Here is a 21,492-nt window from a genome sequence, read left to right on the forward strand (position 1 = left end):
GCATTCAAACCTGCCCAAGAGGGATCTTGATCCACTCTAGCCGCGCTTGAACCGATAGTCGAAGCGGTCGCCGTCCGCCTTGATCAGCCCGACCGTCGGGCTTGGAAAATGGATCGGCATGATCAGCGTATCGGTCTCGGCCACCGACGCAAGGAATCTACGCCGTGACACCGCCGACTGCTTCGGATCCCAGTCGGGCTTCGCCGACCAGTCCGGTTCGCGGCACTGGATCGCGTGGTGCATCAGATCGCCGGCGACCACGGCGCGCTGTCCCTTCGAGAAGATGTTGACGCAGCAATGACAGGGTGAATGGCCCGGCGTCGGGGTCAGCGTCACGGTGTCGTCGAGCGAATAGTCGTCATCGACAAGGAGCGCCTGCCCGGCCTCGACGATCGGCAGGCAGTTGTCGCGAAACACCGTGCCGGGCGGATTGGCGCCCCTGGCATTCTCGGCCTCCCAGGCCGCGTATTCGCGCTTGTGGAAGACGTATTTCGCATTCGGGAAAGTCGGCACCCAGCGCCCGTCGCGCAGCGTCGTGTTCCAGCCGGTGTGGTCGATGTGCAGATGGGTGCAGAACACGTAGTCGATCTGCTCGAACGGTATGCCGAGCGCGAACAATTCGTTGCGCCAGCGTTCCTTGCCCGGGAAATCGAACGGCGGCGGATGGCCCTTGTCCTCACCGGTGCAGGTATCGACCAGGATGGTGTGGCGCTGAGTGCGGACCACGAAGGTCTGGTAGGTGATCACCATCATGCCGCGCGCGGCGTCGAACACCTCCGGCTCCATGGTCTCGAGGTGATGCTTGAACACGGCGTCGTCATAGGCCGGGAAGAAATCCTGCGGTCGCCGCCACGGCCCCTCCCGCTCGATCACCGCGTGGATCGTGATGTCGCCGATCCTGATCTGCTTCATGGCCCTCGCCTCCCGTTTTTTGCGGAAGCGTAACGGGCAGTGCGGAGCCTCACAAGACGAGCACCGGGCGGCGTGCCATGCGCGCTTGCATGGCGGCGCTAGCTCCGCAATCCCGGCGCCTCGTGCCCGGTGCGCGCGACATATTCGGTGTAGCCGCCGCCGAACTGGTGGATGCCTTCCGGCGTCAGTTCCAGCACGCGGTTGGAGAGCGCAGCAAGGAAATGCCGATCGTGCGAGACGAACAGCATCGTGCCTTCGAACTCGGAGAGCGCTGATATCAGCATCTCCTTGGTCGCGAGGTCGAGATGGTTGGTCGGCTCGTCCAGCACCAGGAAGTTCGGCGGATCGAACAGCATCTTGGCCATCACGAGGCGCGCCTTTTCGCCGCCCGACAGCACCCGGCACTTCTTCTCGACGTCATCGCCCGAGAAGCCGAAGCAGCCGGCGAGCGCGCGCAGGGAGCCCTGACCTGCCTGCGGAAATGCATCCTCCAGCGACTGGAACACGGTGCGCTCGCCGTCGAGCAGATCCATCGCGTGCTGGGCGAAATAGCCCATCTTGACGCTGCCGCCGATCGCAACCGTTCCGTCGTCAGGCTCGGTCGAGCCTGCGACCAGCTTGAGCAGCGTCGACTTGCCGGCGCCGTTGATGCCCATCACGCACCAGCGCTCCCTGCGGCGGATCATGAAGTCTAGTCCGTCATAGATCCGCTTGCTGCCATAGGCCTTGTGGATGTTCTTCAGGCTGGCGACGTCCTCGCCGGAGCGCGGCGCCGGCTGGAAATCGAACGCCACGGTCTGCCGCCGCCGCGGCGGCTCGACGCGCTCGATCTTGTCGAGCTTCTTGACCCTGCTCTGCACCTGCGCCGCGTGCGAGGCGCGCGCCTTGAAGCGCTCGATGAACTTGATCTCCTTGGCGAGCATCGCCTGCTGCCGCTCGAACTGCGCCTGCTGCTGCTTGTTGGCGAGCGCGCGTTGCTGCTCGTAGAACTCGTAATCGCCGGAATAGGTCGTGAGCTGGCCGCCGTCGATCTCGACCACCTTGTTGATGATGCGGTTGATGAACTCGCGGTCATGCGAGGTCATCAGCAGCGCGCCCTCATAACCCTTGAGGAACTGCTCGAGCCAGATCAGGCTTTCGAGGTCGAGATGGTTGCTCGGCTCGTCCAGCAGCATCACGTCCGGACGCATCAGCAGGATGCGCGCCAGCGCGACCCGCATCTTCCAGCCGCCGGAAAGCTTTCCGACGTCGCCGTCCATCATCTCCTGGCTGAACCCGAGGCCCGCGAGCGCCTCGCGCGCACGGCCGTCCAGCGCGTAACCATCGAGTTCCTCGAACCGGTGCTGCACCTCGCCGTAGCGGGCGATGATGTCCTCCATCTCGTCGATCTTGTAGGGGTCGGCCATCGCCGCTTCCAGCTCCCGCAGTTCGGCCGCGACCTCGCTGACCGGCCCTGCCCCGTCCATCACCTCGGCCACGGCGCTGCGGCCCGACATTTCGCCGACATCCTGGCTGAAATAGCCGATCGAGATGCCGCGATCGACCGAGACCTGGCCTTCATCGGGTATCTCCCGGCCCGAGATCATCCGGAACAGCGTGGTCTTGCCGGCGCCGTTCGGGCCGACAAGGCCGATCTTCTCGCCCTTTTGCAGGGCTGCGGAGGCTTCGATGAAGAGGATCTGGTGGCCGACTTGCTTTGAGACGTTGTCGAGGCGGATCATGCAAACACAGTGGAAATGGGATTGTGCGGCCTCTTATTCGATCTGGAGCGCGGGGGAAAGGGCGTTCAGGCCGCATCGTTCGGCGTTTTTTGGCATCACATCCCGGATTTCACCGTTTGCGCGGAAGCCGCATCAATGCCGCTTGAAGTACTGCACGTCGCGCTCGTGCTTCTCGGCGGCCGCGCGCGATTTGAAGGTGCCGAGATTGCGGCGCTTGCCGGTCTTCGGATTGATCTTGCGGGAATACAGCCGGTATTCGCCGGACCGCAGCTTGCGGATCATGATATCGCCTCGCCGACGCCTGTCGTATTTCAACGATGGTGTCGCCGCAAACGTTCCAAACGGCTCAGAAGCAGAGATTGGTGACGGCGTTGCCGCGCTTGTCCTTGATCACATAGGGACAGCGGGCGCGCTCCAGCGCCTTCCTGGCGTCCTCGTCGCCGAGCGCAGCGGCGCGCTCATAATAGGCTTTCGCCGCGTCGCCATCCTTCGGGCCGCCGCGGCCGGCGGCGGCGAACGCGCCCATCCGTTCCAGCGCGCCCGGATGGTTCTGAGTCGCGGCCTTCTCGAACAGGGCACGCGCTGCGACATCGTCCTGCGCACCACCCTTGCCTTCTGCCAGCATCATGCCGAGCTGATACTGCGCCTCGGCATTGGTCTCGGCCGGTTTGGCGAGCAGCTCGCGTGCCTGCGCCGGATCGGCGGCCGCACTTCCGCCGAGCGCAGCGAGATTGCTGACACCGCGCGCATTGCCGGCCTGCGCCGCGCGCTCGAACAGCTTGCGCGCCTGCGCTTCGTCCTTCGCGACGCCGGTCCCGTTGCCGTAGAGCACGCCGAGCTCCACCATCGCCGACGTCGAGCCCTTGTCGGCAGCCCTGCGCCAGGCCGCCGCGGCTTCCGCGGTTTGCCGGTTGGCCGCATAAGCGCGGCCGAGCTCATACGTTGCGCGGCGCGAGGATTTCGCTGCGATGGCGCAGTATTTGATCGCAGTCGAAACATCCGATGACGCGATCTCGCCGACGCCCTTCACATCGGCCGGCTTGTCGGGATCGGTGGGATCGGCGGCGACGCGGTCGCACAGCACGAGGTCGGCCGATTGTGCATGAGCACACGCCGGTGCAACCAGCAGCGCGGCAACGACAATGGCGCGAAGACGTTTGCTCATGCGCGGCAGGTTGCGTCGGTGGCCCGGCAAATTCAAGGCTCGAGCCCGGTCGCGCGCAGCACCGGCGCAACGTCGGCGGACGCCAGATAGCGCAGCAAATGATCGGCGACATCGGTGCGCTGTGCGCTTGTCATGCGGCCGGCCGAAAACACCGCCGGCGTCTGCAGGTCGAGTGGGATCGGACCGATGACCTCGATGCCATCGACCTGCTTCAGCTCGCTGATCTGCTGGACAGCGAGATCGGCCTCGCCGGTGACAAGCCTTTCCGCGGTGAAGCCGGCGGGAACGATCACCGCGCGGGCGTTGATTTCGGCCGCGATGCCGAGTCGTTCGATCAGCTGGGCGAACAGGATACCGCTGGCGCCAAGCCGCGAATAAGCCACTGCCCGCGCCGCCTTCAGCGCCGTGCGCAGCGCGGCCTCGGACCCGATGTCGGGATGCGCGGCACCTGCCTTCACCGCGAGGCCGACATAGGAGCGGGCGAGATCGACGCAGCTCTCCGCGATCACCCGGCCCTCGCCGACCATCTCGTCGAGCCCCTCGCGGGTCAGGATCACGAGATCGGCAGCCTCGCCGCCACGCAGACGCGCGAGCAGCGCCAAGGTCGGCGCGAAATCGGCATCGATGCGGACACCGCCGTTCGCCGGACAGATCTCGGCAAGCCGGACCACCGCGCCCTTCAGCGCCAGCGTCGAGAGCACGCGGACCGGGCGATCCATCGACCCGTTCATGACCTACGCCCGCCGCATCAGCTTGAGCACCGCCGTGAGGCGAAGGCTGCGCTTGCCGGCGAGCGCCGTGGCATCGAGCACCGCTCCGTCAGCGTCGCAGGTGCCGGCGAAGCCGATCCCGACCTCGTGCCCGCCGAAGACCGGATTCTCGCCGCGCGCCGGCGTATGCTCCTGGTTCAGGATCTGGCCTTTCCAGCGGCCGTTTTCGGAGGTGTAGCTCCCGAGATAGTAGAAGGACGCGTCGCCGCCGAGGATGCGGCCGCGATTGAGCAGCATGACGCCGGTAAGGCCGCCATCGACACCGTCGAGCAGGCGGATGTGGATCGAATAGAGGCCGTCGGTGACGCCGCCCTCGCCGATGCGGCCGGCGAGCGGGATCTCATCCTTCTGGATCGGCGTCATCACCGACGAGAACGGAACGCCCGGCAATTCCTTCAGCTCACCCTTGAAACGATAGAGCTCACCATCCGCCCACCCCTTCGCGATCAGGGTCGCATCATCGGTGCCGGCCATCGCACGATAGGTCGGGTCCGGATTGTGACGAACCGTCTTGATTTCGATTGCCACACCGTCGCCGGTCTTCTGGTAAGCCCCGATATGGGCGAACGCGGAGTTGCCGCCGAGCATCTTGCCGTCATGCACGTACATGACGCTGCGCCCGACCGCTTCGCCGAGTTGAAACCGGACCTTGTAGAAGCCTTCGAACAAGTGCCTGCCCCCGGCGGCGCCCAATCAGCCGTTGTGTAGCGCGGTTCATAACGCAGCGAAACCGCTTTCCGCGCGGAGCCGCGCAGCAGCGTCATCAAGACGCAAAGGCCCGCCGAGGCTTTCGCCTTGGCGGGCCGGATTGCAGGACCGGACGATGCCGTCCGGGTCTGAGGTCTTGGGTCTCAGGCCGCCGCCTTGGCGCCGGTCGGGACCTCGGAGATGGTCTTCAGGATCTGCGAAGCGATCTGGTAGGGGTCGCCCTGCGAGTTCGGACGGCGATCTTCCAGATAGCCCTTGTAGCTATTGTTGATGAAGGAGTGCGGCACGCGGATTGAAGCGCCGCGGTCCGCAATGCCGTAGCTGAACTTGTTCCACGGCGCCGTCTCGTGCTTGCCGGTCAGACGCTTGTCGTTGTCCGGTCCGTAGACTGCGATGTGGTCCATCAGGTTCTTGTCGAACGCCGCCATCAACTTCTCGAAGTACTCCTTGCCGCCGACTTCGCGCATGTACTTGGTCGAGAAGTTGGCGTGCATGCCCGAGCCGTTCCAGTCGGTGTCGCCCAGCGGCTTGCAATGGAATTCGATGTCGATGCCGTAGCTCTCGGTAAGACGCAGCATCAGGTAGCGTGCCATCCACATCTGGTCGGCGGCGGTCTTGGAGCCCTTGCCGAAGATCTGGAATTCCCACTGGCCCTTCGCCACCTCGGCGTTGATGCCTTCGTGGTTGATGCCGGCGTAGAGGCAGAGATTGAGATGCTCTTCCACGATCTTGCGGGCGACGCTGCCGACGTTCTTGTAGCCGACGCCGGTGTAGTACGGGCCCTGCGGGGCCGGATAACCGGACTCGGGGAAGCCGAGCGGACGGCCGTCCTTGTAGAAGAAATATTCCTGCTCGAAGCCGAACCAGGCGCCCTCGTCATCGAGGATGGTGGCGCGCTTGTTCGAGGCATGCGGCGTCTTGCCGTCGGGCATCATGACTTCGCACATCACCAGCACGCCGTTCTCGCGCGCACCGTCGGGATAGACCGCGACCGGCTTCAGCACGCAGTCAGAGCTGTGGCCTTCAGCCTGCTGGGTGGACGAACCGTCAAAACCCCACAGCGGGAGCTGCTCAAGGGTCGGGAACGACGCGAATTCCTTGATCTGCGTCTTGCCGCGCAGGCTCGGCGTCGGCGTATATCCGTCAAGCCAGATATACTCGAGCTTGTACTTGGTCATTGAACCTCTCTGTTGATGATGCAAAACCGTGAGCAACCGAAAGCCAGTCGGTCGCCGCACGCGTACCCGGCCACCATCGGCCGGTTCCTTCTAAGCAATTAAAATGCCAGTCGCTGCAATGCGGCATCCGCCCGTCTCGCTGATGTCCACTGCGGACATTGCATTTTTTGCTGCGACATAGGAGCGCGGCTGGCATGCGCTCAAGGCAGTCGGAATCTGCTTTCGAGGGTCCTCGGGCGCCCGATTCTCCAGCAAATCGGCGCGACCGGGCGCCCTTCGATTAAAGCCGCGGCAGTCTCGCATGACAGTCGACGTCTTGTCGGCTGGTCGCCGGCAGCCCTTGCCTCCGCCTGAGCGTCGGCGACCCATGCCCTGCCTCGCAGGAGGCAAATGGAGATATGCTCATGAATTGATCAGAACATGACCACTTCTTAGTCACCTTGCACCCCATCGGGGCTCGTCCAATATCGAAAAGGAGGCAACTGCGTGTGAAGGAGTCGGGCGCAGCATGGAGGCTTGCGTTCCGACCAAGAGGGAGACTTGATGATGAACACAGGTTTGGAGCAGGGATCTGCCAAGATCTATCAATTCCCCGCCGGGGGCCGCGCCGCTCTCGGTGGACGCCGCTACGGCGAGGTACAGACAGCGCCTGAGCTTGCCGCCCATGTCGAGGTCTCAAGCTGCAGCGAGAGCTGGTACCATCAGGCGGCGATCGACGACGCCAAGCCGGGCCGGGATCACTGATGCCGGTGCAGCAGAGAGGCGCGACGGGACGCCCAAGGGCCACGTCAGCACAGTAAGAAGGGTCGGAACGGAACGTTTCGGCCCTTTTTTCTTATGACGGGTCGTGCGCGGCGCGGACGCGGCCTCGAGAATGGCGCCTCTGCGATAAGTCATATTCTCCCCCCAACAGGGCCGCTATAGACACGTCCTGCGCATGCCACCCGCACAGGTCTGTCCGATGCAAGAAACCCCTGCACGTCATCTCAATCTCGCCGGCGCCAGCAATTTCCGCGATCTCGGCGGCTATCAGACCCGCGACGGCCGCACGCTGCGCTGGCGGCAGCTGTTCCGATCCAATCATCTCGCTCATCTCACCGACCCCGATATCGCCGTGGTGCGCGGGCTTGGTGTCAGGAGCGCCTTCGACTTTCGCGGCGTCGCCGAACGCGCCGAGGCGCTGTGCGGAATGGCCGAGATCACCGTACATTCGCTGCCCGTCGAACCGACCGTCGTTGCCGCGCTGCGCGAGATCGCGGCAAAGGGCCGTCCGCCATCGCGCGACGATGCCGTCGATGTGATGCGCGACTCCTATCGCGGCTATGTGCAGGACAACACGCCGCGCTATCGCGCACTGTTCGGCCATCTGCTCGAAGACAAGGCCCCGCTCGTGATCCACTGCACCGCAGGCAAGGACCGCACCGGCTTCGCCTGCGCGCTGATCCTGCACGCGCTCGGCGTGCCCGATGCGGTGATTGCGGACGACTATCTCTTGACCAACCAGTTCTACAGGCGCGATCCGTCGGCCAGCACCGAACTGCCCGAGGAGGTCAAGCAGGTGCTCGGCGCCGTGCAGCCGGCATTCCTGGCTGCGGCATTCGAGGCGATCGACACCGACTATGGCGATCTCGAAGGCTATTTCCGTGAAGGCCTCGGGCTCGGTCAGCCCGAGCGCAAGGCACTTGAAGGCCGCTATTTGCAGGCCTGAACGAGCTCTGTCGTGAAGCGTTTTCTTGACGCGAACTGGTCTCCACTTCGCTCGAAGGCGCTCAGGCCGCAGCCTCGAGTTCGAGCTCCGCGTCGAGATCGGCGATGACGTCCTCGAATGCCGAGATCGCCTGCTGGATCGCGGCGATCTGCATCAATTCCCAGCTGCCGACCGGCCCTTTGCGGTTTTGCAACGCCACCACGAGATCGCGCCGCTGCTCCTTGAGCTGAACGAGCGGTAAACCGTGATCCGGAAGATTTCCCATGAACTGAACCCCTGCCTTGGTCGGTGTTCGCTTCTAGCGGACGGGTTCTGCAAATCGACTTACGGAACTGTCGCGAATTTTACCGATCGCGCGACACCCGTAGTCTTACGTAGTCGGCGTGCGCGCCAGGGCATCATTGATCGCCTCGAACAACGCCTGGGTCACGCAGCCGGTCGCCCAATCACTGGTGTGAAGCTCCCCGCCATCGTCGAGCTCAGGAAGTAAGACCCCATCCTTGATCCATTGCTTCATCAGCTCGAAGCGGCGAAACAGGTTGACGTGCTTGTCGGCGGCGACATCGGCGATCATCGCCATGTATTTTTCGGCGAGTTCGGCCTTCGCGGCGATTGCCCGGGTGAATTGGGAATCCATCACCACGACATCGAGCGGCAGCGCGGCAAGCACGTCGAGTCCAGCCGCGAACGTGGCTTGCACCTCGTCGAAAACGTAGCCGTCCTTGTAGACGGCATTGGTGCCGACCTGCCAGATCACCAGCGCCGGCGCCTCGGCAACGACGTCAGCCTCGATGCGAGAAAACTCTTCCGGCGCTTCCTGCCCGCCCACGCCACGATTGATCACATCTATCAGCCGGTCGAAGAATTGCTTCTCGCCCCGCAACAGCATCTCGAGCCGTGGCGGGAACGGCATGACGCCGTCCGCCCCCGCGGTCGACGACGATCCGAACGCCACCACCTTGATCTTGCGCTGGCGCTTGAGCGCTTTCGCGAAATGCGGGAGGCAGTGCTGGAACTTGACTATATCGAAATGCGTTTGGCATGGCCGCGGGTCGGGCATCGCAAACATCCTCTGCGCGAATGAACTCAACAATACCCGCACTACGCCGCAAAACCGGCCGGCATTGCAAATGAAATCCACCTGATCATAGTGGGCCGCTCATCTCTTGCCTGCACGGAGACACCATGAACGGGAAAGCCATCGTCATAACCGGCGCACTGGGTGCGCTTGGCAAGGTGGTCGCCGAACAGGCGCTGGCGCGCGGCGCGCGCGTCGCCGGCATCGATCACGCGGCTGCGTCAGCGGCGGCGACGGCCGACCGGATCGAACTCGGCGGCGTCGATCTCACCGACGCGGCGCAGGCGAAGGCTGCGATCGACAAGGCCGCCGCGCTGTTCGGCCGGCTCGATGCGCTGATCAACATCGCAGGCGGCTTCACCTTCGAGGCGATCGCCGACGGCGATCCCGCGACCTGGCAGCGGATGTACGCGCTCAACGTGACGACCGCGCTGAACGCCTCGCGCGCCGCGATCCCGCATCTCGTCGCCGGCGGCGCAGGCCGCATCATCAATATTGGCGCGCTTGGCGCGCTGCAGGCCGCCTCCGGGATGGGACCCTATGCCGCCTCGAAGGCCGGTGTGCATCGCCTGACCGAAGCGCTCGCCGCCGAGCTCAAGGGCAAGGTCACCGTCAATGCCGTGCTGCCGTCGATCATCGACACCGCGGCCAACCGCGCCGCGATGCCGAAAGCGGATGTTTCCAAATGGGTGACGCCGAAGGAACTGGCCGACGTGATCCTGTTTCTCGCGAGCGACGCCGCCAGCGCCGTCACCGGCGCGCTGCTTCCGGTCAACGGGCGGGTTTAGGGAGCGCTGGCGCGCCGCCCCAGCTCAGTTGGGGATCAGACACGGCAGCACCTGGGACAAACCCGTTCAGGTCGAGGAGTGCCGTTTCGCGCTATGCTGCTACGATGAGTCGCGGCAGGACAGCCGCCGGAGCACGTCCCGTTGGAAACCGCGCTTTACCTGCCTGTCAAACGCTTCCTCGAAAAGCTCGGCTTCGCGGTCAAGGGCGAGATCGGCGGCTGCGATCTCGTCGCGCTGAGCGCGGGCGATCCGCCGGTCGTGGTGATCGGCGAGCTCAAGCTCGCCTTCAATCTCGAACTGATCCTGCAGGCGGTCGACCGCGCCGCCGCCGCCGACGAGGTCTGGATCGCCGCGAAGATCTCCAGCCGCGGCAAGGGCCGCGAGAGCGACGCGCGCTACCGCAACCTCTGCCGCCGGCTCGGCTTCGGCATGCTCGGCGTCTCCGCTACCGGCGATGTCGAGGTCCTGGTGAAGCCGCCGACCACGGCTCCACGCCGCAATCCCAAAAAGCGTTCACGCCTGGTCGCCGAGCACCGCAAGCGCAAGGGTGATCCGGTTGCCGGCGGCTCGACCCGTGCCCCGATCATGACGGCCTATCGCCAGCAGGCGCTGGCATGTGCGTCGGCGCTGTCGGATGGACCGCGGAAGGTTCGCGACCTGCGCGCCGAGATCCCCGACGCCGGCAAGATTCTGCTGCACAATGTCTATGGCTGGTTCGACCGCGCCGAGCGCGGCATCTATGGGCTGACCGAGGCCGGGCGCGCGGCGCTGCAACGCTGGCCGCAGCAGCCGATCGATTTTCGCGTGGAAGCCACATCCCGGGAGGGTGCCGCATGATCGTCGTGACCGGCAGCGTGACCGCCCGCCCCGAGACCTTCGACGAGGTGCGGCGGCTGAGCCTCGAGCACGTTCATCGCTCGCGGACCGAGCCCGGCTGCCTCTCACATGCCGTCCATGTCGACTGCGAGAACCCGCTCAGGCTGGTGTTCTTCGAGCAATGGGCCGACCGCGCGGCGCTATCAGCCCATTTCGCCGTGCCTGCCTCGCGCGACTTCGTCCGCGCGCTGCAATCCCTGGCGGCGGCCGCGACCACGATCGAACTTTATGATGGTCACAAGATTGAGAGACTCTAGCTGCATGGCTGGCTTGCCATCGCACTTTCATATTGCAATGCAACATAAGTACGCCTAGGTAATCTCCCGCGATTCAGAAACGAGGCGGCGATGAGCGGCGACTGGAACACCAAGTACGGCACAAGGCGGGTGCGGCATGATCCGCCGACGCTCGAGGAGGCAATCTTCGCGGCCGTCGGCATCACCGATGACGTGGAGGCCCAGGCCGAGATCGCTTCGGCCCTGATGGGCCTGCCCTATGAAGACGTCCTGGCCGAAGTGAAGAAGACTGCGCGCGTCAGTGCCCGGACCGGCACCGCGACCCGTGTGATCGCCGGGGAACAGGGCGCCCAGCGTTCCGTCGTGGTCGAGCGCCGCGTGGTCCGCCGCGTGTTGCCCGCCAAGCGCACCGGCACCTGAACCCGACAAACCGACGATTGAAAAACAAAAAGGCAATCCGCTGAGCGGATTGCCTTTTTTATTCGCGTCAGCCTTGGCTCAGGCCGCCCGGCCCCAGCCGGACATCTGCATCACCATCCGCCAATAGGCGCGGTTCATGTTGACCAGCGCACGTGCAGCCTCGACCGGCGTGACCATCGCAGCAGCCGGCGCCTTCTCGGGCTGGCTCTGCTCGGTCAGGTCGATGCTGCCGGTCGACTCACCGTGACGGAAGGTCAGGTGCGCACCGAACTTGGTCGCGAGCGCCCGCATCGCATCGTTCTGCGCGCCGGTGGTGATCCGCAGGTTGGTGTAGCCCTTGGCACGCGCCTCGGCGATCAGCTTGCGGAACAGGATGCTGCCGACGCCCTTGCGCCGCACCGACCGCTCCACGCTGAAGGCGATCTCGGGCTGCGCGTCCGGCGACTGCTCCGGCGGATGCAGTTCGGCTGCGCCGCGGACCACGCCGTCCTCGAAATAGGCGATGATGACGGTGCCGTCATTGGCGCACCGCTCGGCATAGCGACGGATGAAGCTGTCGTCGATGAAGCCGTGAAAGCGATCATGCCGGCTGGATCGGTCCAGTCTCAACAGATGATCGCGCAGGAGGGGAAGCTCCTCCTGCTGGCTCAACGTCCGTACGGTGCCCTTGACGCGCGTCGAACGGATGGAATGATGGTTCATTTCATAACTCCTCTTGGTAGCCCTCGAGGAGGCGTCGAGTCCCTAGCAACCCTATATTGTGCATCGCACCATGAAATTCAAGTGCCTGGATTCATTTGAATCGCGCATCGGGTGATCAGGAAATCCCATGACAAATCAGCCCTATAATACCATTTGCGTCTGGGTGATGAGCGCAACCAGCTTCCCGTCCTCGGTTTCGAGGCGAGTTTGCCAGACCTGGGTCCGCCGCCCCCGGTGAACCGGTGTCGCGGTCGCAATGACGGTGGTTCCCTCCTTGGCGCCGCCGACGAAGTTGGTCTTGCTTTCAAGGGTCGTGGTGCCCTTGGCATCCTCGGGCAGGTTGATCACGGTTGCCGCCGCCCCGACTGAATCCGCGAACGCCATTATCGCGCCGCCATGAATGGTGTGGTTGAGGGTGCAGAGGTCGGGCCGCACCAGCATTCTGGCGACGACGCGATCCTTGTCGGCTTCGGTGAAGGTGACGCCCTTCAGCTCCGCAAACGGCATCTTCATCGACTGGATCTTTTCGAGCAGCGTCATTCGCGTTCCTCCGGCGCATTTCCGAGACTGTCGCCGAGCATGGACGTGCGAGGTAAAACAGGCAATGACGTCAGAGGTAATCGCCGCCGTGCTATGCAGGTCGGCATGCGCGACTTCCCTCCCCGCCGGATCGTTTGCCTCACCGAAGAAACGGTCGAGACGCTTTATCTGCTCGGCGAGCAGGACCGCATCGTCGGCGTCTCCGGCTATGCGGTGCGCCCCCCGCAGGTGCGCCGCGAGAAGCCGCGCGTCGCGGCCTTCATCACCGCTGACATTCCAAGGATCCTCGCGCTCGACCCCGATCTGGTGCTCGCGTTTTCCGATCTGCAGGCCGACATTGTCGCCGAGCTGATCCGGGCAGGCGTTGCAGTCCACGTATTCAACCAGCGCGACCTCGCCGGCATCCTTGCGATGATCCGCACATTGGGCGCCATCGTCGGTGCGGCCGTTCGCGCCGAACAACTCGCGACCGACCTCGAACAGCGGCTTGCGCGGATCGCAGCGACGCCGCGTCCAGGCCCGCGGCCGAAAGTCTATTTCGAGGAATGGGACGATCCCCTGATCGGCGGTATCGGCTGGGTCTCCGAGTTGATCGAAATCGCGGGCGGCGACGACGTGCTGTCGCATCTGCGCGTCCACAAGGCCGCCAGGGACCGCATCATCGCGCCTGATGCCGTGCGCGAGGCCGCGCCCGACGTGATCCTGGCGTCCTGGTGCGGCAAGAAGGTCGTGCCCGACCGCATCCGCGGGCGTGGCGGCTGGAGCGGGATTCCCGCCGTGCGCAACGGTCGCATCGTCGAGATCAAGTCGGCGATCATCCTGCAGCCCGGCCCCGCGGCGCTTACGGATGGGCTGGATGCAATCGTGAAGGCGTTGTGGCCCGACCGCTGAACTCTCTCCTCGCAAAGGCGCGGAGAGACCAATCCCTACGCCTTCTCCACCCCGCACCATTCCGCGATGAACAGCGCGGTCGCCTTGGTCGCCTTGCGCAGCGAGTCCAGCTCGACATATTCGTTGAAGCCGTGCATCGCAGCTCCAGTCGCGCCGAAGCAGAGGCTCGGGATGTTGTGGTTCAAACCGTAGAAGCGCGTGTCGGTCAGCGCAGTGAAGGCGCGGTCTTCCACCGCGCCGCCATAAACCGCCTGATGCGCTTTCGCGAAGGCGGCTTCCGGCGCTTCCGAATTGGTCAGCTCGTAGCCTTCGGACAAAAAGCCCGACCATTCCACCTGCGGCGGATTGTTGGAGAGGAAGCGATGGTCGCGCGCGGCCGCAGAGACACAGGCCAAGATCTCCTGCTGGCACTCCGCAATCGACCAGCCCGGCAGCACCGCGATCCGACAATCGACATCGCACCAGGCCGGCACGCTTGAGGCCCAGTCGCCGCCCCTGATGATGCCGGGATTGAAGTTGATCGGATGGTCGACGTTCTTGAAGTGGCGATCCGCCCTGGCGCGCTCGTTCCAGGCGATCTCGAGCTTCTCCAGCGCATGGACCAGATGGTACGCCGCCATGATCGCGTTCGAGCCGGCGCCAGCCTCGAACACATGCACCGGGAAGCCGCGCACCCTCAAGCGAAACCAGATCACACCGACCTGCGAGCGGATCATCTTGCCGCTGGTCGGCTCAGGAATGAAGCAGGCATCGGCGCGGTAGCCGCGCTGCAGGGTCGAGAGCGCACCGACACCGGTGCTCTCTTCCTCGATCACGGACTGGAAGTGGATCCGCGCCGTCGGCTTCAGGCCGGCCTTCCCGATCGCATCCAGCGCATAGAGCGCGCCGATCGTTCCCGACTTCATGTCGCAGGCGCCGCGGCCATACATCTTGCCGTCCTTGATGACGGGCGAGAACGGCGGCGTCTCCCACATGTCGAGCGGGCCGGTCGGCACCACGTCGCAATGGCCCTGCACGATGAGGGATCTTCCGGCATTGGTGGCCGGGCGGTAGGTGCCCACCACCGTGCGCGCCCTGGAGAAATCATGCTCGATCGGGCCGAAGCCGCGCAGGTCCTTCAGAACGTCGAGGTTGATGTGCCAGTCGTCGACCTCGTAGCCGCGTTCGCGCAGCAGATCGCCGATCATGTCCTGGCACGGGCCCTCCGCGCCGCGGGTCGAGGGAATCGCGACGAAGGCTTGCGTCGTCGCGAGTTGCGCGTCGAAGCCGGCATCAACGGCATCAAGGATTCGTTGTTGAACGTCGGCGTTCATGCGGCAGCTCCAATGGGGAGTTCAGAAGGCGGGAGCGTGACCGTACCCCGATTTCAGCCGGCCGGGTACTGCACAAAATAGGCATCGCGCAGCGCATCTTCGAGCAGGCGGCCTTCGGAATAGCCGTCGAGCGAAGCTGGCCGCGTCACGCCGTCGAGCAGCCGCGGACAGGGCTCGGGCGCACCGATCACGGTGCGCACCGGGATGCGCTCGGCATAGATCGGCAACTCGTAATCCTCGTCGTCATCGGCGACGCCCTTGGCGCGAATCTTCGCCGACGCCTCCTCGATCTCCATCGCGATGAACGAGGTCGCCTTGATCTCCTGCCTGTTGCTCGGCCGCAAGCCCGCGGTGCGATCGGGAAACAGGCGGTCGACCATCGCAACGATCGCGCGCTGCTTCTCGTCCGGATCGGTGACGAGATACGCCGTGCCGAACGCCATCACCGCGCGGTAGTCGGCGGAATGGTTGAAGCCACAGCGCGCCAGAACGAGGCTGTCGAGATGGGCGACCGTCAGGCAGACGCGCTGGCCCTCGGACTGGTTCTCCAGCATCCGGCTCGCGCTGGAGCCGTGCCAGTAGAGCTTCGTGCCCTCGCGCCAGAAGAAGGTCGGCGTGCAATAGGGCTGGCCGTCGATCACGTACGAGACATGGCACAGCATCGAGGCGTCGAGAATCCTGTGCACGGTCGCATGGTCGTAGAAGCCGCGATCGTGGCGGCGCTTCACCCGGTTGCGGGACGACATTGGATATGAGGGAGTGGATGCGCCTTCGGTCACGGCAATGCCTCGCGAGAATTGGACTCTGATGACAGTTGTAGCGACCAATTTGGTCTGCGATAGTGCCAATTCCATGCGAAAAATTCCGACCAATTCGCCGACGCCCGCGGCGCGAAAGCCCGACCTGACGCTCGACCTCGCCGGTCCTCACGTCACGCCGGGCGCCGCCTCGCAGCAGCGGCTCTATCAGGCGCTGTGCCATGCGATCGTCGGCGGCATCGTGAAACCCGGCGAGCCGCTGCCGCCGTCGCGCGCGCTCGCCAGGCAGTCGGGCTTTCGCCGCAACGCCGTCACCACGGCCTATGAGCGGCTGATCGCCGACGGCTTTGCGGTCGCTACCGTCGGCTCCGGCACCTTCGTCGCCGCGCGCATTCCGGAGCAGGCCTCGACACCGCGGCGCACGAAGATCGCGCTCGAGCCACCTCAACACAGCGCGCTGTCGCTCGGCTGCACCCATATCGACGAGCGCGCGCTGCAACGCTTTCGTGCCTTCGCCGGCCGCCGCTTGCGCGCCTTCGGGCCCGAGCACCTCCATTACGGCGACCCCAGGGGCAGTCGCGAACTGCGCGTCGCCATCGCCGATCACCTGCTGTCGGCGCGCGGGCTGCGCTGCGATCCCGACCAGATCATGCTGGCGTCGGGCACGCTGCACGCGCTGCGCATCGTGCTGAGCGCGATCCTGAAGGCCGGCGACCAGGTCTGGTGCGAGGATCCCGGCTATCCCGCGGCGCGACGCGCGATCGAGCATTGCGGCTATCGCCCGGTGTCGGTGCCGGTCGACGCCTCCGGCATGCTGGTCGCCAGGGGACGCAGCGCGGCACACCTGGCGCGCGCGGCCTATGTCACGCCCTCGCACCAGTTTCCGCTCGGCGTCCAGATGTCGATGCCGCGCCGGCTCGAACTGCTCGACTGGGCGAAGGACGCCGGCGCCTTCGTGTTCGAGGACGATTACGACAGCGAGTTCCGCTATGACGGCGCGCCACTCCTGTCGCTCGCCGGCATCGATCATTTGCGCCGCGTGATCTACATGGGCACCTTCGCCAAGACGTTGTTCCCGGGATTGCGGATCGGCTACTGCGCGCTGCCCGAGCAACTCATAGGCCCGGTGACGGCGGCGCGCGCCGCGCTCGACCGCTTCCCCGGTACGCTGATGGAGGGCGCGGTGGCCGACATGCTGAACTCCGGTGCCTTCGCGGCCAACCTGCGCAAGGCGCGCAAGCTCTACCGCGAGGCGCGCGACCTGCTGGCATCGACGCTCGCGACGGCTTCCGCGGGCGAGCTCACGGTTCCGGTGCCGTCGCAGGGCCTGCATCTGGTGGCGCGGCTCGATCCGTCGACCGATCCGGCTGTCGCGGCAGAGGCGAAGGCCGCCGCCGGGGTCGGCGGCTGGCTGCTCGCCGAGACCTATCATCGCGCGCGTCCCCTGCCCGGATTCGTGCTCGGATTCTCCGGACACCCTGGTCCGCAACTGGTCGCGTCGGCGGAACGACTGGCGAAGGCTTCACTGGCCGCGCTGCGGGCCACGCGCAGGGCACGGCGCCCTGTCAGAATCGGCGCCGCCTGACTAAGGTCGCGCCGTTCAATCGGCGCCTGCTCGGAGACACTGGATGCCCCGCAACCGCAACGTCCTGCATCTGGTCCACCGCGCGCTGTTCGGCGCCCTTGCTCTGATGGTCGCAACCCTGCCCGCTGCCGCGCAGCAGGCCCAGGCCGTCTCGCATGAGCGCGATATCGTGGATCTGCGCGTCGGTCAGCGCGTGCTGGTCGATGACGGAACGTGCCCGGCCGGGAAGATCAAACAGGTCACGGGGTCGCAACTGAACCAGACCGGTGTGGTGCGTACGATCACCTGCGTGCCGCGGTTGTCCCGAAAGTAGAACGCCCCGCATTTGCGAGGCGCCTCCATCATCTCCTGAGAACAGCCGATCAGTTCGTCGCCGGCTCGAACATGCATTGCAATGTCGGCTTGGCGATCTTGGTGAAGGTCGGGCCGATCTCGGCCTTCTTGGACTCCGGCACCCAGGCGGTCTCGATGGTGGGCACGCCGGTCTCGCTGATGCCGCGCAACACGGCCTGGCGGAGGTCGCTGTCCTCGATGGTTGCCGCGGCGTGATCGTGCAGGCAGCCGCAAACGGCCTCGGGATGGGCCCAGCGTCCCACCATGTGGGGCACGCACTGACGCACGAACTCATCGCGCGCATCAGGCGCCTTGAACAGGGAGCGCAACTGCATGGTTTCGAGGGGAAGCTGCGATTGGGCGTTGGCGGGGCTCAGGAGGACGAAGGACGCCAACATCGCGGCGGGAAGGATACGGAGCAACATGCGAGGCCTTTACCGGCAATTTCTTTGATTGGCTTGTCGCGATCAGTTGGCCGCCATGACGACCGACGCACCGGGTTGCACCGGCGGACCATTGTAGGAGAACGTTCCGATCCCGGGCAGACCGCTGTCCGCTGTACCAGTCATCGACGATCCGACCATCACGAAGGCAAAGGCGAGGATCAAGCTCATGGTCCGCATTTGACTGTCTCCGGAATCCCTGTCGGCGTGACCGCCGCTTTGTTGACAGTTTGATAACGAACCGGCGTTTCCGGAGTTCTGCGCAAAAAGCGGAAAATGGTTTCGTCCACCGCGCAATTGTTTCGTCATAGCCAGTGCGATGAAACATTGGCGCGAAAAGCCCAGGGATTTCAACGCTCCGTTCTGGGCCGGCCGCGTCGATCACTTCGTCATGTCGCAACAAGATTGGGCTATAGCCGCTGGGCTTTCTTAAGGTTCCTCTGCTGAAAGAGGCTTTGACGCAGCAAAAGCTGCAGTGAACCGCGCGAGGGCTCCGGCCGACTCACGCTGACAGCGCGCAACCATCTCCGTGGTTGCACGTTGTTCGTTATCCCAGTTCCAGGGGAGGATGTCAGTCGTGGGCAATGGCAACAACGGCGTTGGCAGTGAATCCACGGCCCGCAAGCCGGGTCAGAAGCAGATGGCAGGCGCGATGCCGCAACAGGGCGCCTATGTGATGGGCGACAACGAATGCGCGCCGCAGAAACTGGTCCGGCTGATCGGGTGCCGCGACTCGAGGATCCAGCCCGAGCGGCCCGGCTTCGACTTCCGCACAAAGCAATTCGGCCAACGCTGACGCCGGCTCGGCCGCCGCGTCAGCTTCCCGGCCCAAGCCCTTGATGCCTCAAGCTCTTGCGCCGGCTACTGAATGAACTCGCCGCACTTCTGCACGGTCGAATCGTCGGCCCCCCAGGGCATGATCGGCACCGACGAGGTTGAGTTCTTCGGCGAGCCCTCGATCAGCCTGTCCGAATAGACCATGTAGACCAGCACGTTGCGCTTGGCATCGCAGCCGCGCACGATCTGCATCTTCTTGAAGAACAGCGAGCGGCGCTTGCGGAACATGTCGTCGCCCTGGCCCATCTTTTCCTTGAAGCGGATGGGGCCGATCTGCCGACAAGCCAGCGATATATCAGAGACTTCCTCGGCGACGCCGATCCAGCCCTTGAAGCCGCCCTTCTCCGGCACGGTGAAATGACAGGCCACGCCCTCGACCTCGGGATCATCGACGCCATAGGTCGCGAGCTTGTCGTTGGGGCTCAGCCATTTGAACACGGTCGAGCGGCGGAAGATCAGGTCTGGCTCGTCGGCGGCCGCCGCGGGACCGGCCTGCACGCAAGCAAGGACCAGAAGCAACATCGCGAATCCCCATCGAGACAATTGTCGCACGTCACACAGGCTCACAGTTCTCGATGTCAGGGATGTCATGAAGGTCTCCGCGGATGGCACCGCCAATGTAGTGCGCAAACGCCGCACAGGAAGGCGCTAACGGATCGGTGATGTCAGGGCCGCTTTAACCTTATGTGAGGCTTTTTTGTTACGCTTTTCGCGAAGACACGGGATCACGGAAGGGCTAAAGCGCTTGTACTGGTGAACGTGTTTCACGTCTGCGACAACCAATAGAATAGCTTGGACTGGGATTCGGAATATGCGCGCCAGCGGACGTCGGATTTCGATGTTTGATTTTGCGAATGAGCGATTTTGGCAGTTTGCGGTTTTGACCGCCGCCGGCACGCTTGGCGTGTCCTCGAAGGCGGATGCAGCCCTCTACTACTGGAACGGACCCGACGCCGGCTATTACGTGCAGGCCGAGCCGGCGCTCCCGATGCACCGGCAGAAGGCGCGTCGCACTCAGGCCAAGACCGGGAAGGCTGCCGCCGAGAAGGAGACCGCCGGCAAGCCGCAAGGCGCCGTGGTGATCTCAATCTCGATCGACCAGCAGAAGGTCCGGATCTACGACGCGAACGGATTGTTCGCCGAGAGCCCGGTGTCGACGGGCATGAAGGGCCATTCGACCCCGATGGGCGTCTTCAGCGTGATCCAGAAGCAGAAGTACCACCGCTCCAACATCTACAGCGGCGCGCCGATGCCCTACATGCAGCGCATCACCTGGTCGGGCGTGGCGATGCATGCCGGCGTGCTGCCGGGATATCCGGCATCGCACGGCTGCATCCGCATGCCGATGGCATTCGCGGTCAAGATGTACAACTGGACCCGGATGGGAGCGCGCGTATTCGTGACCCCCGGCACATTGGCGCCGGAGAGCTTCTCGCATCCGCTGCTTGTGACACAGAAGGTTCCGGCGCAGCCGGTCGCCGACGACATTCCCAAGCTCGATGCCCCGATGGGCGTGAAGAGCGACAAGGGCGCTGAGAAGCCGGAGACCAGCCTCGAACTGCGCTCCACCGTCGGCCATGCCGAGCCGCCCGCTTCGCTGCGCGACAACCCCCACACCGCCGATGCCAGCGGCGCGATGCCGGCCGTCGGCACGCCGGCGACGCTCTCCGACGCGTCGGGTAGCGCCGTCGCCGACGCATCCGACGATGCCGCCAAGGGCGCGGCGGGCGCAGTGAACGCCGCTGCATCCAAGACTGACGCGTCCAAAGCGGATGCCGCGACGAATGATGCGGCAAAGTCCGACGTCACCGCCACGAAGGCGCCGAAGTCCGGCAACGCCGACAGCGCCGTCAAGGACAACACGAAGAACCACACTGGGGATGCCGTCCCGGCCGATTCAGCCAAGAGTTCCGACAAGAGCGCGGAAAGGCCCGCCGAGCCCGCGAAGGCCGCTGACGCTCCCGATGCGAAGAAGGATCCGGCACCGCTACCCGGCCTCGCCAGGGCCGATGCGTCCAGACACGCCGGCCAGGTCGCGGTTTTCATCAGTCGCAAGGATTCCAGGCTCTATGTCCGGCAGAATTTCGAACCGCTGTTCGACGTGCCGGTGACGATCACGGCGAGTGACCGGCCGCTCGGCACCCATGTGTTCACCGCGGAAGCCGACAAGACCAATCCGAACCAGTTGCACTGGTCGGTGGTCACACTGCCGGTCCGGAACGTCGCGCGTGTCGACGTCGAGGATCACGCCTCGCACCGCCGCAAGGCCGCCGCCGCACCGGTCGAAGCCAGGCCGCAGCCGGACAGCCCGGCCGAGGCGCTCGACCGCATCACGATCCCTGCCGACACGATGGCGCGGATCTCGGAGGCGCTTGGCACCGGCGCGTCGATCATCGTCTCCGACCTCGGCGTGAACCAGGGCGAGACCGGCGAAGGCACCGATTTCATCGTGCCGCTGCGCTGAGGCGCAATGACGTCTTGTTGAAGTTCATTGCCTGCTCCCTGGATTATCATCCGAGCCGGAATCCGC

General features: G+C 64.8%; 27 protein-coding genes. 11 read left to right on the forward strand and 16 right to left on the reverse strand.

Translation table 11 applies throughout. The features are described 5' to 3' along the window. Nucleotides 1-36: 36 nt before the first annotated feature. From JQ586_RS18805 to JQ586_RS18835, 7 genes are all read right to left on the reverse strand, one after another. A complete protein-coding gene (locus tag JQ586_RS18805) occupies nt 37-912 on the reverse strand; it encodes an MBL fold metallo-hydrolase (protein ID WP_212396093.1) in 876 nt (291 codons plus the stop codon). A gap of 98 nt (nt 913-1,010) precedes the next feature. Beyond that, nucleotides 1,011-2,633 (reverse strand): ABC-F family ATP-binding cassette domain-containing protein, encoded by a 1,623-nt coding sequence (locus tag JQ586_RS18810; RefSeq protein WP_212396094.1) that lies wholly within the window; start codon nt 2,631-2,633, stop codon nt 1,011-1,013. A 132-nt stretch (nt 2,634-2,765) separates the two neighbouring features. Beyond that, complete coding sequence (locus JQ586_RS18815) at nt 2,766-2,915, reverse strand: hypothetical protein (protein WP_212396095.1); 150 nt, start codon at nt 2,913-2,915, stop codon at nt 2,766-2,768. Nucleotides 2,916-2,979: 64 nt separating this feature from the next. Further along, a complete protein-coding gene (locus JQ586_RS18820; protein ID WP_212396096.1) occupies nt 2,980-3,798 on the reverse strand; it encodes a tetratricopeptide repeat protein in 819 nt (272 codons plus the stop codon). Between the two features lie 32 nt (nt 3,799-3,830). Further along, complete coding sequence (locus JQ586_RS18825; protein WP_409410998.1) at nt 3,831-4,529, reverse strand: substrate-binding domain-containing protein; 699 nt, start codon at nt 4,527-4,529, stop codon at nt 3,831-3,833. A 3-nt stretch (nt 4,530-4,532) separates the two neighbouring features. Then, entirely contained in the window at nt 4,533-5,237 is a 705-nt protein-coding gene (locus JQ586_RS18830) for a GrlR family regulatory protein (protein ID WP_212396097.1), read from the reverse strand. A 182-nt stretch (nt 5,238-5,419) separates the two neighbouring features. Further along, a complete protein-coding gene (locus JQ586_RS18835; RefSeq protein ID WP_212396098.1) occupies nt 5,420-6,454 on the reverse strand; it encodes a glutamine synthetase beta-grasp domain-containing protein in 1,035 nt (344 codons plus the stop codon). Between the two features lie 546 nt (nt 6,455-7,000). Between JQ586_RS18835 and JQ586_RS18840 the strand changes: the two genes are divergently transcribed. Continuing rightward, on the forward strand, nt 7,001-7,198 hold the full coding sequence (locus tag JQ586_RS18840) for a DUF2735 domain-containing protein (protein ID WP_409334502.1): 198 nt from the start codon (nt 7,001-7,003) through the stop codon (nt 7,196-7,198). Between the two features lie 217 nt (nt 7,199-7,415). Then, the gene (locus JQ586_RS18845; protein ID WP_212396100.1) at nt 7,416-8,162 is read left to right on the forward strand and encodes a tyrosine-protein phosphatase; all 747 of its coding nucleotides are present in this window, start codon (nt 7,416-7,418) and stop codon (nt 8,160-8,162) included. Between the two features lie 61 nt (nt 8,163-8,223). Here JQ586_RS18845 and JQ586_RS18850 read toward each other — a convergent pair whose 3' ends face one another. Then, the gene (locus JQ586_RS18850; protein WP_050425034.1) at nt 8,224-8,427 is read right to left on the reverse strand and encodes a hypothetical protein; all 204 of its coding nucleotides are present in this window, start codon (nt 8,425-8,427) and stop codon (nt 8,224-8,226) included. Between the two features lie 105 nt (nt 8,428-8,532). Then, a complete protein-coding gene (locus JQ586_RS18855; protein ID WP_249147761.1) occupies nt 8,533-9,051 on the reverse strand; it encodes an SGNH/GDSL hydrolase family protein in 519 nt (172 codons plus the stop codon). Nucleotides 9,052-9,347: 296 nt separating this feature from the next. Between JQ586_RS18855 and fabG the strand changes: the two genes are divergently transcribed. From fabG to JQ586_RS18875, 4 genes are all read left to right on the forward strand, one after another. Further along, on the forward strand, nt 9,348-10,028 hold the full coding sequence (fabG, locus tag JQ586_RS18860; protein WP_212396102.1) for a 3-oxoacyl-ACP reductase FabG: 681 nt from the start codon (nt 9,348-9,350) through the stop codon (nt 10,026-10,028). A 141-nt stretch (nt 10,029-10,169) separates the two neighbouring features. After that, a complete protein-coding gene (locus tag JQ586_RS18865) occupies nt 10,170-10,865 on the forward strand; it encodes a DUF2161 domain-containing phosphodiesterase (protein ID WP_212396103.1) in 696 nt (231 codons plus the stop codon). Then, nucleotides 10,862-11,161: a putative quinol monooxygenase gene (locus JQ586_RS18870; RefSeq protein ID WP_212396104.1), complete on the forward strand. Its 300-nt coding sequence runs from the start codon at nt 10,862-10,864 to the stop codon at nt 11,159-11,161. The genes JQ586_RS18865 and JQ586_RS18870 overlap by 4 nt, the downstream gene beginning before the upstream one ends. A 90-nt stretch (nt 11,162-11,251) precedes the next feature. Beyond that, on the forward strand, nt 11,252-11,560 hold the full coding sequence (locus tag JQ586_RS18875; protein WP_212396105.1) for a hypothetical protein: 309 nt from the start codon (nt 11,252-11,254) through the stop codon (nt 11,558-11,560). Between the two features lie 78 nt (nt 11,561-11,638). Here the strand turns inward: JQ586_RS18875 and JQ586_RS18880 are convergent, their stop codons facing one another. After that, nucleotides 11,639-12,262, reverse strand: a complete 624-nt coding sequence (locus JQ586_RS18880) for a GNAT family N-acetyltransferase (protein WP_212396106.1) — start codon at nt 12,260-12,262, stop codon at nt 11,639-11,641. Nucleotides 12,263-12,403: 141 nt separating this feature from the next. Then, nucleotides 12,404-12,802 carry a PaaI family thioesterase gene (locus JQ586_RS18885; protein ID WP_212396107.1) on the reverse strand — a complete coding sequence of 133 codons (399 nt, stop codon included), beginning with the start codon at nt 12,800-12,802 and terminating at the stop codon, nt 12,404-12,406. A gap of 105 nt (nt 12,803-12,907) precedes the next feature. On the opposite strand from JQ586_RS18885, the gene JQ586_RS18890 reads away from it, so the two are divergent. After that, nucleotides 12,908-13,693, forward strand: coding sequence for a cobalamin-binding protein (locus JQ586_RS18890; protein ID WP_212396108.1), 786 nt, complete (start codon nt 12,908-12,910; stop codon nt 13,691-13,693). 35 nt (nt 13,694-13,728) lie between these two features. Here the strand turns inward: JQ586_RS18890 and JQ586_RS18895 are convergent, their stop codons facing one another. Beyond that, nucleotides 13,729-15,006, reverse strand: a complete 1,278-nt coding sequence (locus JQ586_RS18895) for an ArgE/DapE family deacylase (RefSeq protein WP_212396109.1) — start codon at nt 15,004-15,006, stop codon at nt 13,729-13,731. A 53-nt stretch (nt 15,007-15,059) separates the two neighbouring features. After that, a complete protein-coding gene (locus tag JQ586_RS18900; protein WP_249147756.1) occupies nt 15,060-15,752 on the reverse strand; it encodes a pyridoxamine 5'-phosphate oxidase family protein in 693 nt (230 codons plus the stop codon). 106 nt (nt 15,753-15,858) lie between these two features. Here JQ586_RS18900 and JQ586_RS18905 point away from each other — a divergent pair, with 106 nt between their 5' ends. Both JQ586_RS18905 and JQ586_RS18910 read left to right on the forward strand, forming a co-directional pair. Then, complete coding sequence (locus JQ586_RS18905) at nt 15,859-17,349, forward strand: PLP-dependent aminotransferase family protein (protein WP_212396111.1); 1,491 nt, start codon at nt 15,859-15,861, stop codon at nt 17,347-17,349. A gap of 43 nt (nt 17,350-17,392) precedes the next feature. Further along, nucleotides 17,393-17,662 carry a DUF6719 family protein gene (locus tag JQ586_RS18910; RefSeq protein ID WP_212396112.1) on the forward strand — a complete coding sequence of 90 codons (270 nt, stop codon included), beginning with the start codon at nt 17,393-17,395 and terminating at the stop codon, nt 17,660-17,662. Nucleotides 17,663-17,711: 49 nt separating this feature from the next. On the opposite strand, the gene JQ586_RS18915 is transcribed toward JQ586_RS18910, so the two are convergent. Beyond that, entirely contained in the window at nt 17,712-18,107 is a 396-nt protein-coding gene (locus JQ586_RS18915; protein WP_212396113.1) for a hypothetical protein, read from the reverse strand. Between the two features lie 42 nt (nt 18,108-18,149). After that, nucleotides 18,150-18,305 (reverse strand): hypothetical protein, encoded by a 156-nt coding sequence (locus JQ586_RS18920; RefSeq protein WP_212396114.1) that lies wholly within the window; start codon nt 18,303-18,305, stop codon nt 18,150-18,152. Between the two features lie 388 nt (nt 18,306-18,693). Here JQ586_RS18920 and JQ586_RS18925 point away from each other — a divergent pair, with 388 nt between their 5' ends. Continuing rightward, nucleotides 18,694-18,921 (forward strand): hypothetical protein, encoded by a 228-nt coding sequence (locus JQ586_RS18925; RefSeq protein WP_212396115.1) that lies wholly within the window; start codon nt 18,694-18,696, stop codon nt 18,919-18,921. Between the two features lie 65 nt (nt 18,922-18,986). On the opposite strand, the gene JQ586_RS18930 is transcribed toward JQ586_RS18925, so the two are convergent. Continuing rightward, nucleotides 18,987-19,484 (reverse strand): CreA family protein, encoded by a 498-nt coding sequence (locus JQ586_RS18930; RefSeq protein ID WP_212396116.1) that lies wholly within the window; start codon nt 19,482-19,484, stop codon nt 18,987-18,989. Nucleotides 19,485-19,800: 316 nt separating this feature from the next. On the opposite strand from JQ586_RS18930, the gene JQ586_RS18935 reads away from it, so the two are divergent. Next, the gene (locus JQ586_RS18935) at nt 19,801-21,426 is read left to right on the forward strand and encodes a L,D-transpeptidase (RefSeq protein WP_249147757.1); all 1,626 of its coding nucleotides are present in this window, start codon (nt 19,801-19,803) and stop codon (nt 21,424-21,426) included. Nucleotides 21,427-21,492 lie beyond the last annotated feature (66 nt).

Source organism: Bradyrhizobium jicamae (assembly GCF_018130215.1).
In the GTDB taxonomy this organism is placed as follows: domain Bacteria; phylum Pseudomonadota; class Alphaproteobacteria; order Rhizobiales; family Xanthobacteraceae; genus Bradyrhizobium; species Bradyrhizobium jicamae_A.

What these genes read in the sequence shown, in the direction of transcription:
- JQ586_RS18805 (WP_212396093.1), bottom strand. Translation starts at nt 912, where the DNA reads ATGAAGCAGATCAGGATCGGCGACATCACGATCCACGCGGTGATCGAG.
- JQ586_RS18810 (WP_212396094.1), bottom strand. Translation starts at nt 2,633, where the DNA reads ATGATCCGCCTCGACAACGTCTCAAAGCAAGTCGGCCACCAGATCCTC.
- JQ586_RS18815 (WP_212396095.1), bottom strand. Translation starts at nt 2,915, where the DNA reads ATGATCCGCAAGCTGCGGTCCGGCGAATACCGGCTGTATTCCCGCAAG.
- JQ586_RS18820 (WP_212396096.1), bottom strand. Translation starts at nt 3,798, where the DNA reads ATGAGCAAACGTCTTCGCGCCATTGTCGTTGCCGCGCTGCTGGTTGCA.
- JQ586_RS18825 (WP_409410998.1), bottom strand. Translation starts at nt 4,529, where the DNA reads ATGAACGGGTCGATGGATCGCCCGGTCCGCGTGCTCTCGACGCTGGCG.
- JQ586_RS18835 (WP_212396098.1), bottom strand. Translation starts at nt 6,454, where the DNA reads ATGACCAAGTACAAGCTCGAGTATATCTGGCTTGACGGATATACGCCG.
- JQ586_RS18840 (WP_409334502.1), top strand. Translation starts at nt 7,001, where the DNA reads ATGAACACAGGTTTGGAGCAGGGATCTGCCAAGATCTATCAATTCCCC.
- JQ586_RS18845 (WP_212396100.1), top strand. Translation starts at nt 7,416, where the DNA reads ATGCAAGAAACCCCTGCACGTCATCTCAATCTCGCCGGCGCCAGCAAT.
- JQ586_RS18850 (WP_050425034.1), bottom strand. Translation starts at nt 8,427, where the DNA reads ATGGGAAATCTTCCGGATCACGGTTTACCGCTCGTTCAGCTCAAGGAG.
- JQ586_RS18855 (WP_249147761.1), bottom strand. Translation starts at nt 9,051, where the DNA reads ATGCTGTTGCGGGGCGAGAAGCAATTCTTCGACCGGCTGATAGATGTG.
- fabG (WP_212396102.1), top strand. Translation starts at nt 9,348, where the DNA reads ATGAACGGGAAAGCCATCGTCATAACCGGCGCACTGGGTGCGCTTGGC.
- JQ586_RS18870 (WP_212396104.1), top strand. Translation starts at nt 10,862, where the DNA reads ATGATCGTCGTGACCGGCAGCGTGACCGCCCGCCCCGAGACCTTCGAC.
- JQ586_RS18875 (WP_212396105.1), top strand. Translation starts at nt 11,252, where the DNA reads ATGAGCGGCGACTGGAACACCAAGTACGGCACAAGGCGGGTGCGGCAT.
- JQ586_RS18880 (WP_212396106.1), bottom strand. Translation starts at nt 12,262, where the DNA reads ATGAACCATCATTCCATCCGTTCGACGCGCGTCAAGGGCACCGTACGG.
- JQ586_RS18885 (WP_212396107.1), bottom strand. Translation starts at nt 12,802, where the DNA reads ATGACGCTGCTCGAAAAGATCCAGTCGATGAAGATGCCGTTTGCGGAG.
- JQ586_RS18890 (WP_212396108.1), top strand. Translation starts at nt 12,908, where the DNA reads ATGCGCGACTTCCCTCCCCGCCGGATCGTTTGCCTCACCGAAGAAACG.
- JQ586_RS18895 (WP_212396109.1), bottom strand. Translation starts at nt 15,006, where the DNA reads ATGAACGCCGACGTTCAACAACGAATCCTTGATGCCGTTGATGCCGGC.
- JQ586_RS18900 (WP_249147756.1), bottom strand. Translation starts at nt 15,752, where the DNA reads ATGTCGTCCCGCAACCGGGTGAAGCGCCGCCACGATCGCGGCTTCTAC.
- JQ586_RS18905 (WP_212396111.1), top strand. Translation starts at nt 15,859, where the DNA reads ATGCGAAAAATTCCGACCAATTCGCCGACGCCCGCGGCGCGAAAGCCC.
- JQ586_RS18910 (WP_212396112.1), top strand. Translation starts at nt 17,393, where the DNA reads ATGCCCCGCAACCGCAACGTCCTGCATCTGGTCCACCGCGCGCTGTTC.
- JQ586_RS18915 (WP_212396113.1), bottom strand. Translation starts at nt 18,107, where the DNA reads ATGTTGCTCCGTATCCTTCCCGCCGCGATGTTGGCGTCCTTCGTCCTC.
- JQ586_RS18920 (WP_212396114.1), bottom strand. Translation starts at nt 18,305, where the DNA reads ATGCGGACCATGAGCTTGATCCTCGCCTTTGCCTTCGTGATGGTCGGA.
- JQ586_RS18925 (WP_212396115.1), top strand. Translation starts at nt 18,694, where the DNA reads ATGTCAGTCGTGGGCAATGGCAACAACGGCGTTGGCAGTGAATCCACG.
- JQ586_RS18930 (WP_212396116.1), bottom strand. Translation starts at nt 19,484, where the DNA reads ATGTTGCTTCTGGTCCTTGCTTGCGTGCAGGCCGGTCCCGCGGCGGCC.
- JQ586_RS18935 (WP_249147757.1), top strand. Translation starts at nt 19,801, where the DNA reads ATGTTTGATTTTGCGAATGAGCGATTTTGGCAGTTTGCGGTTTTGACC.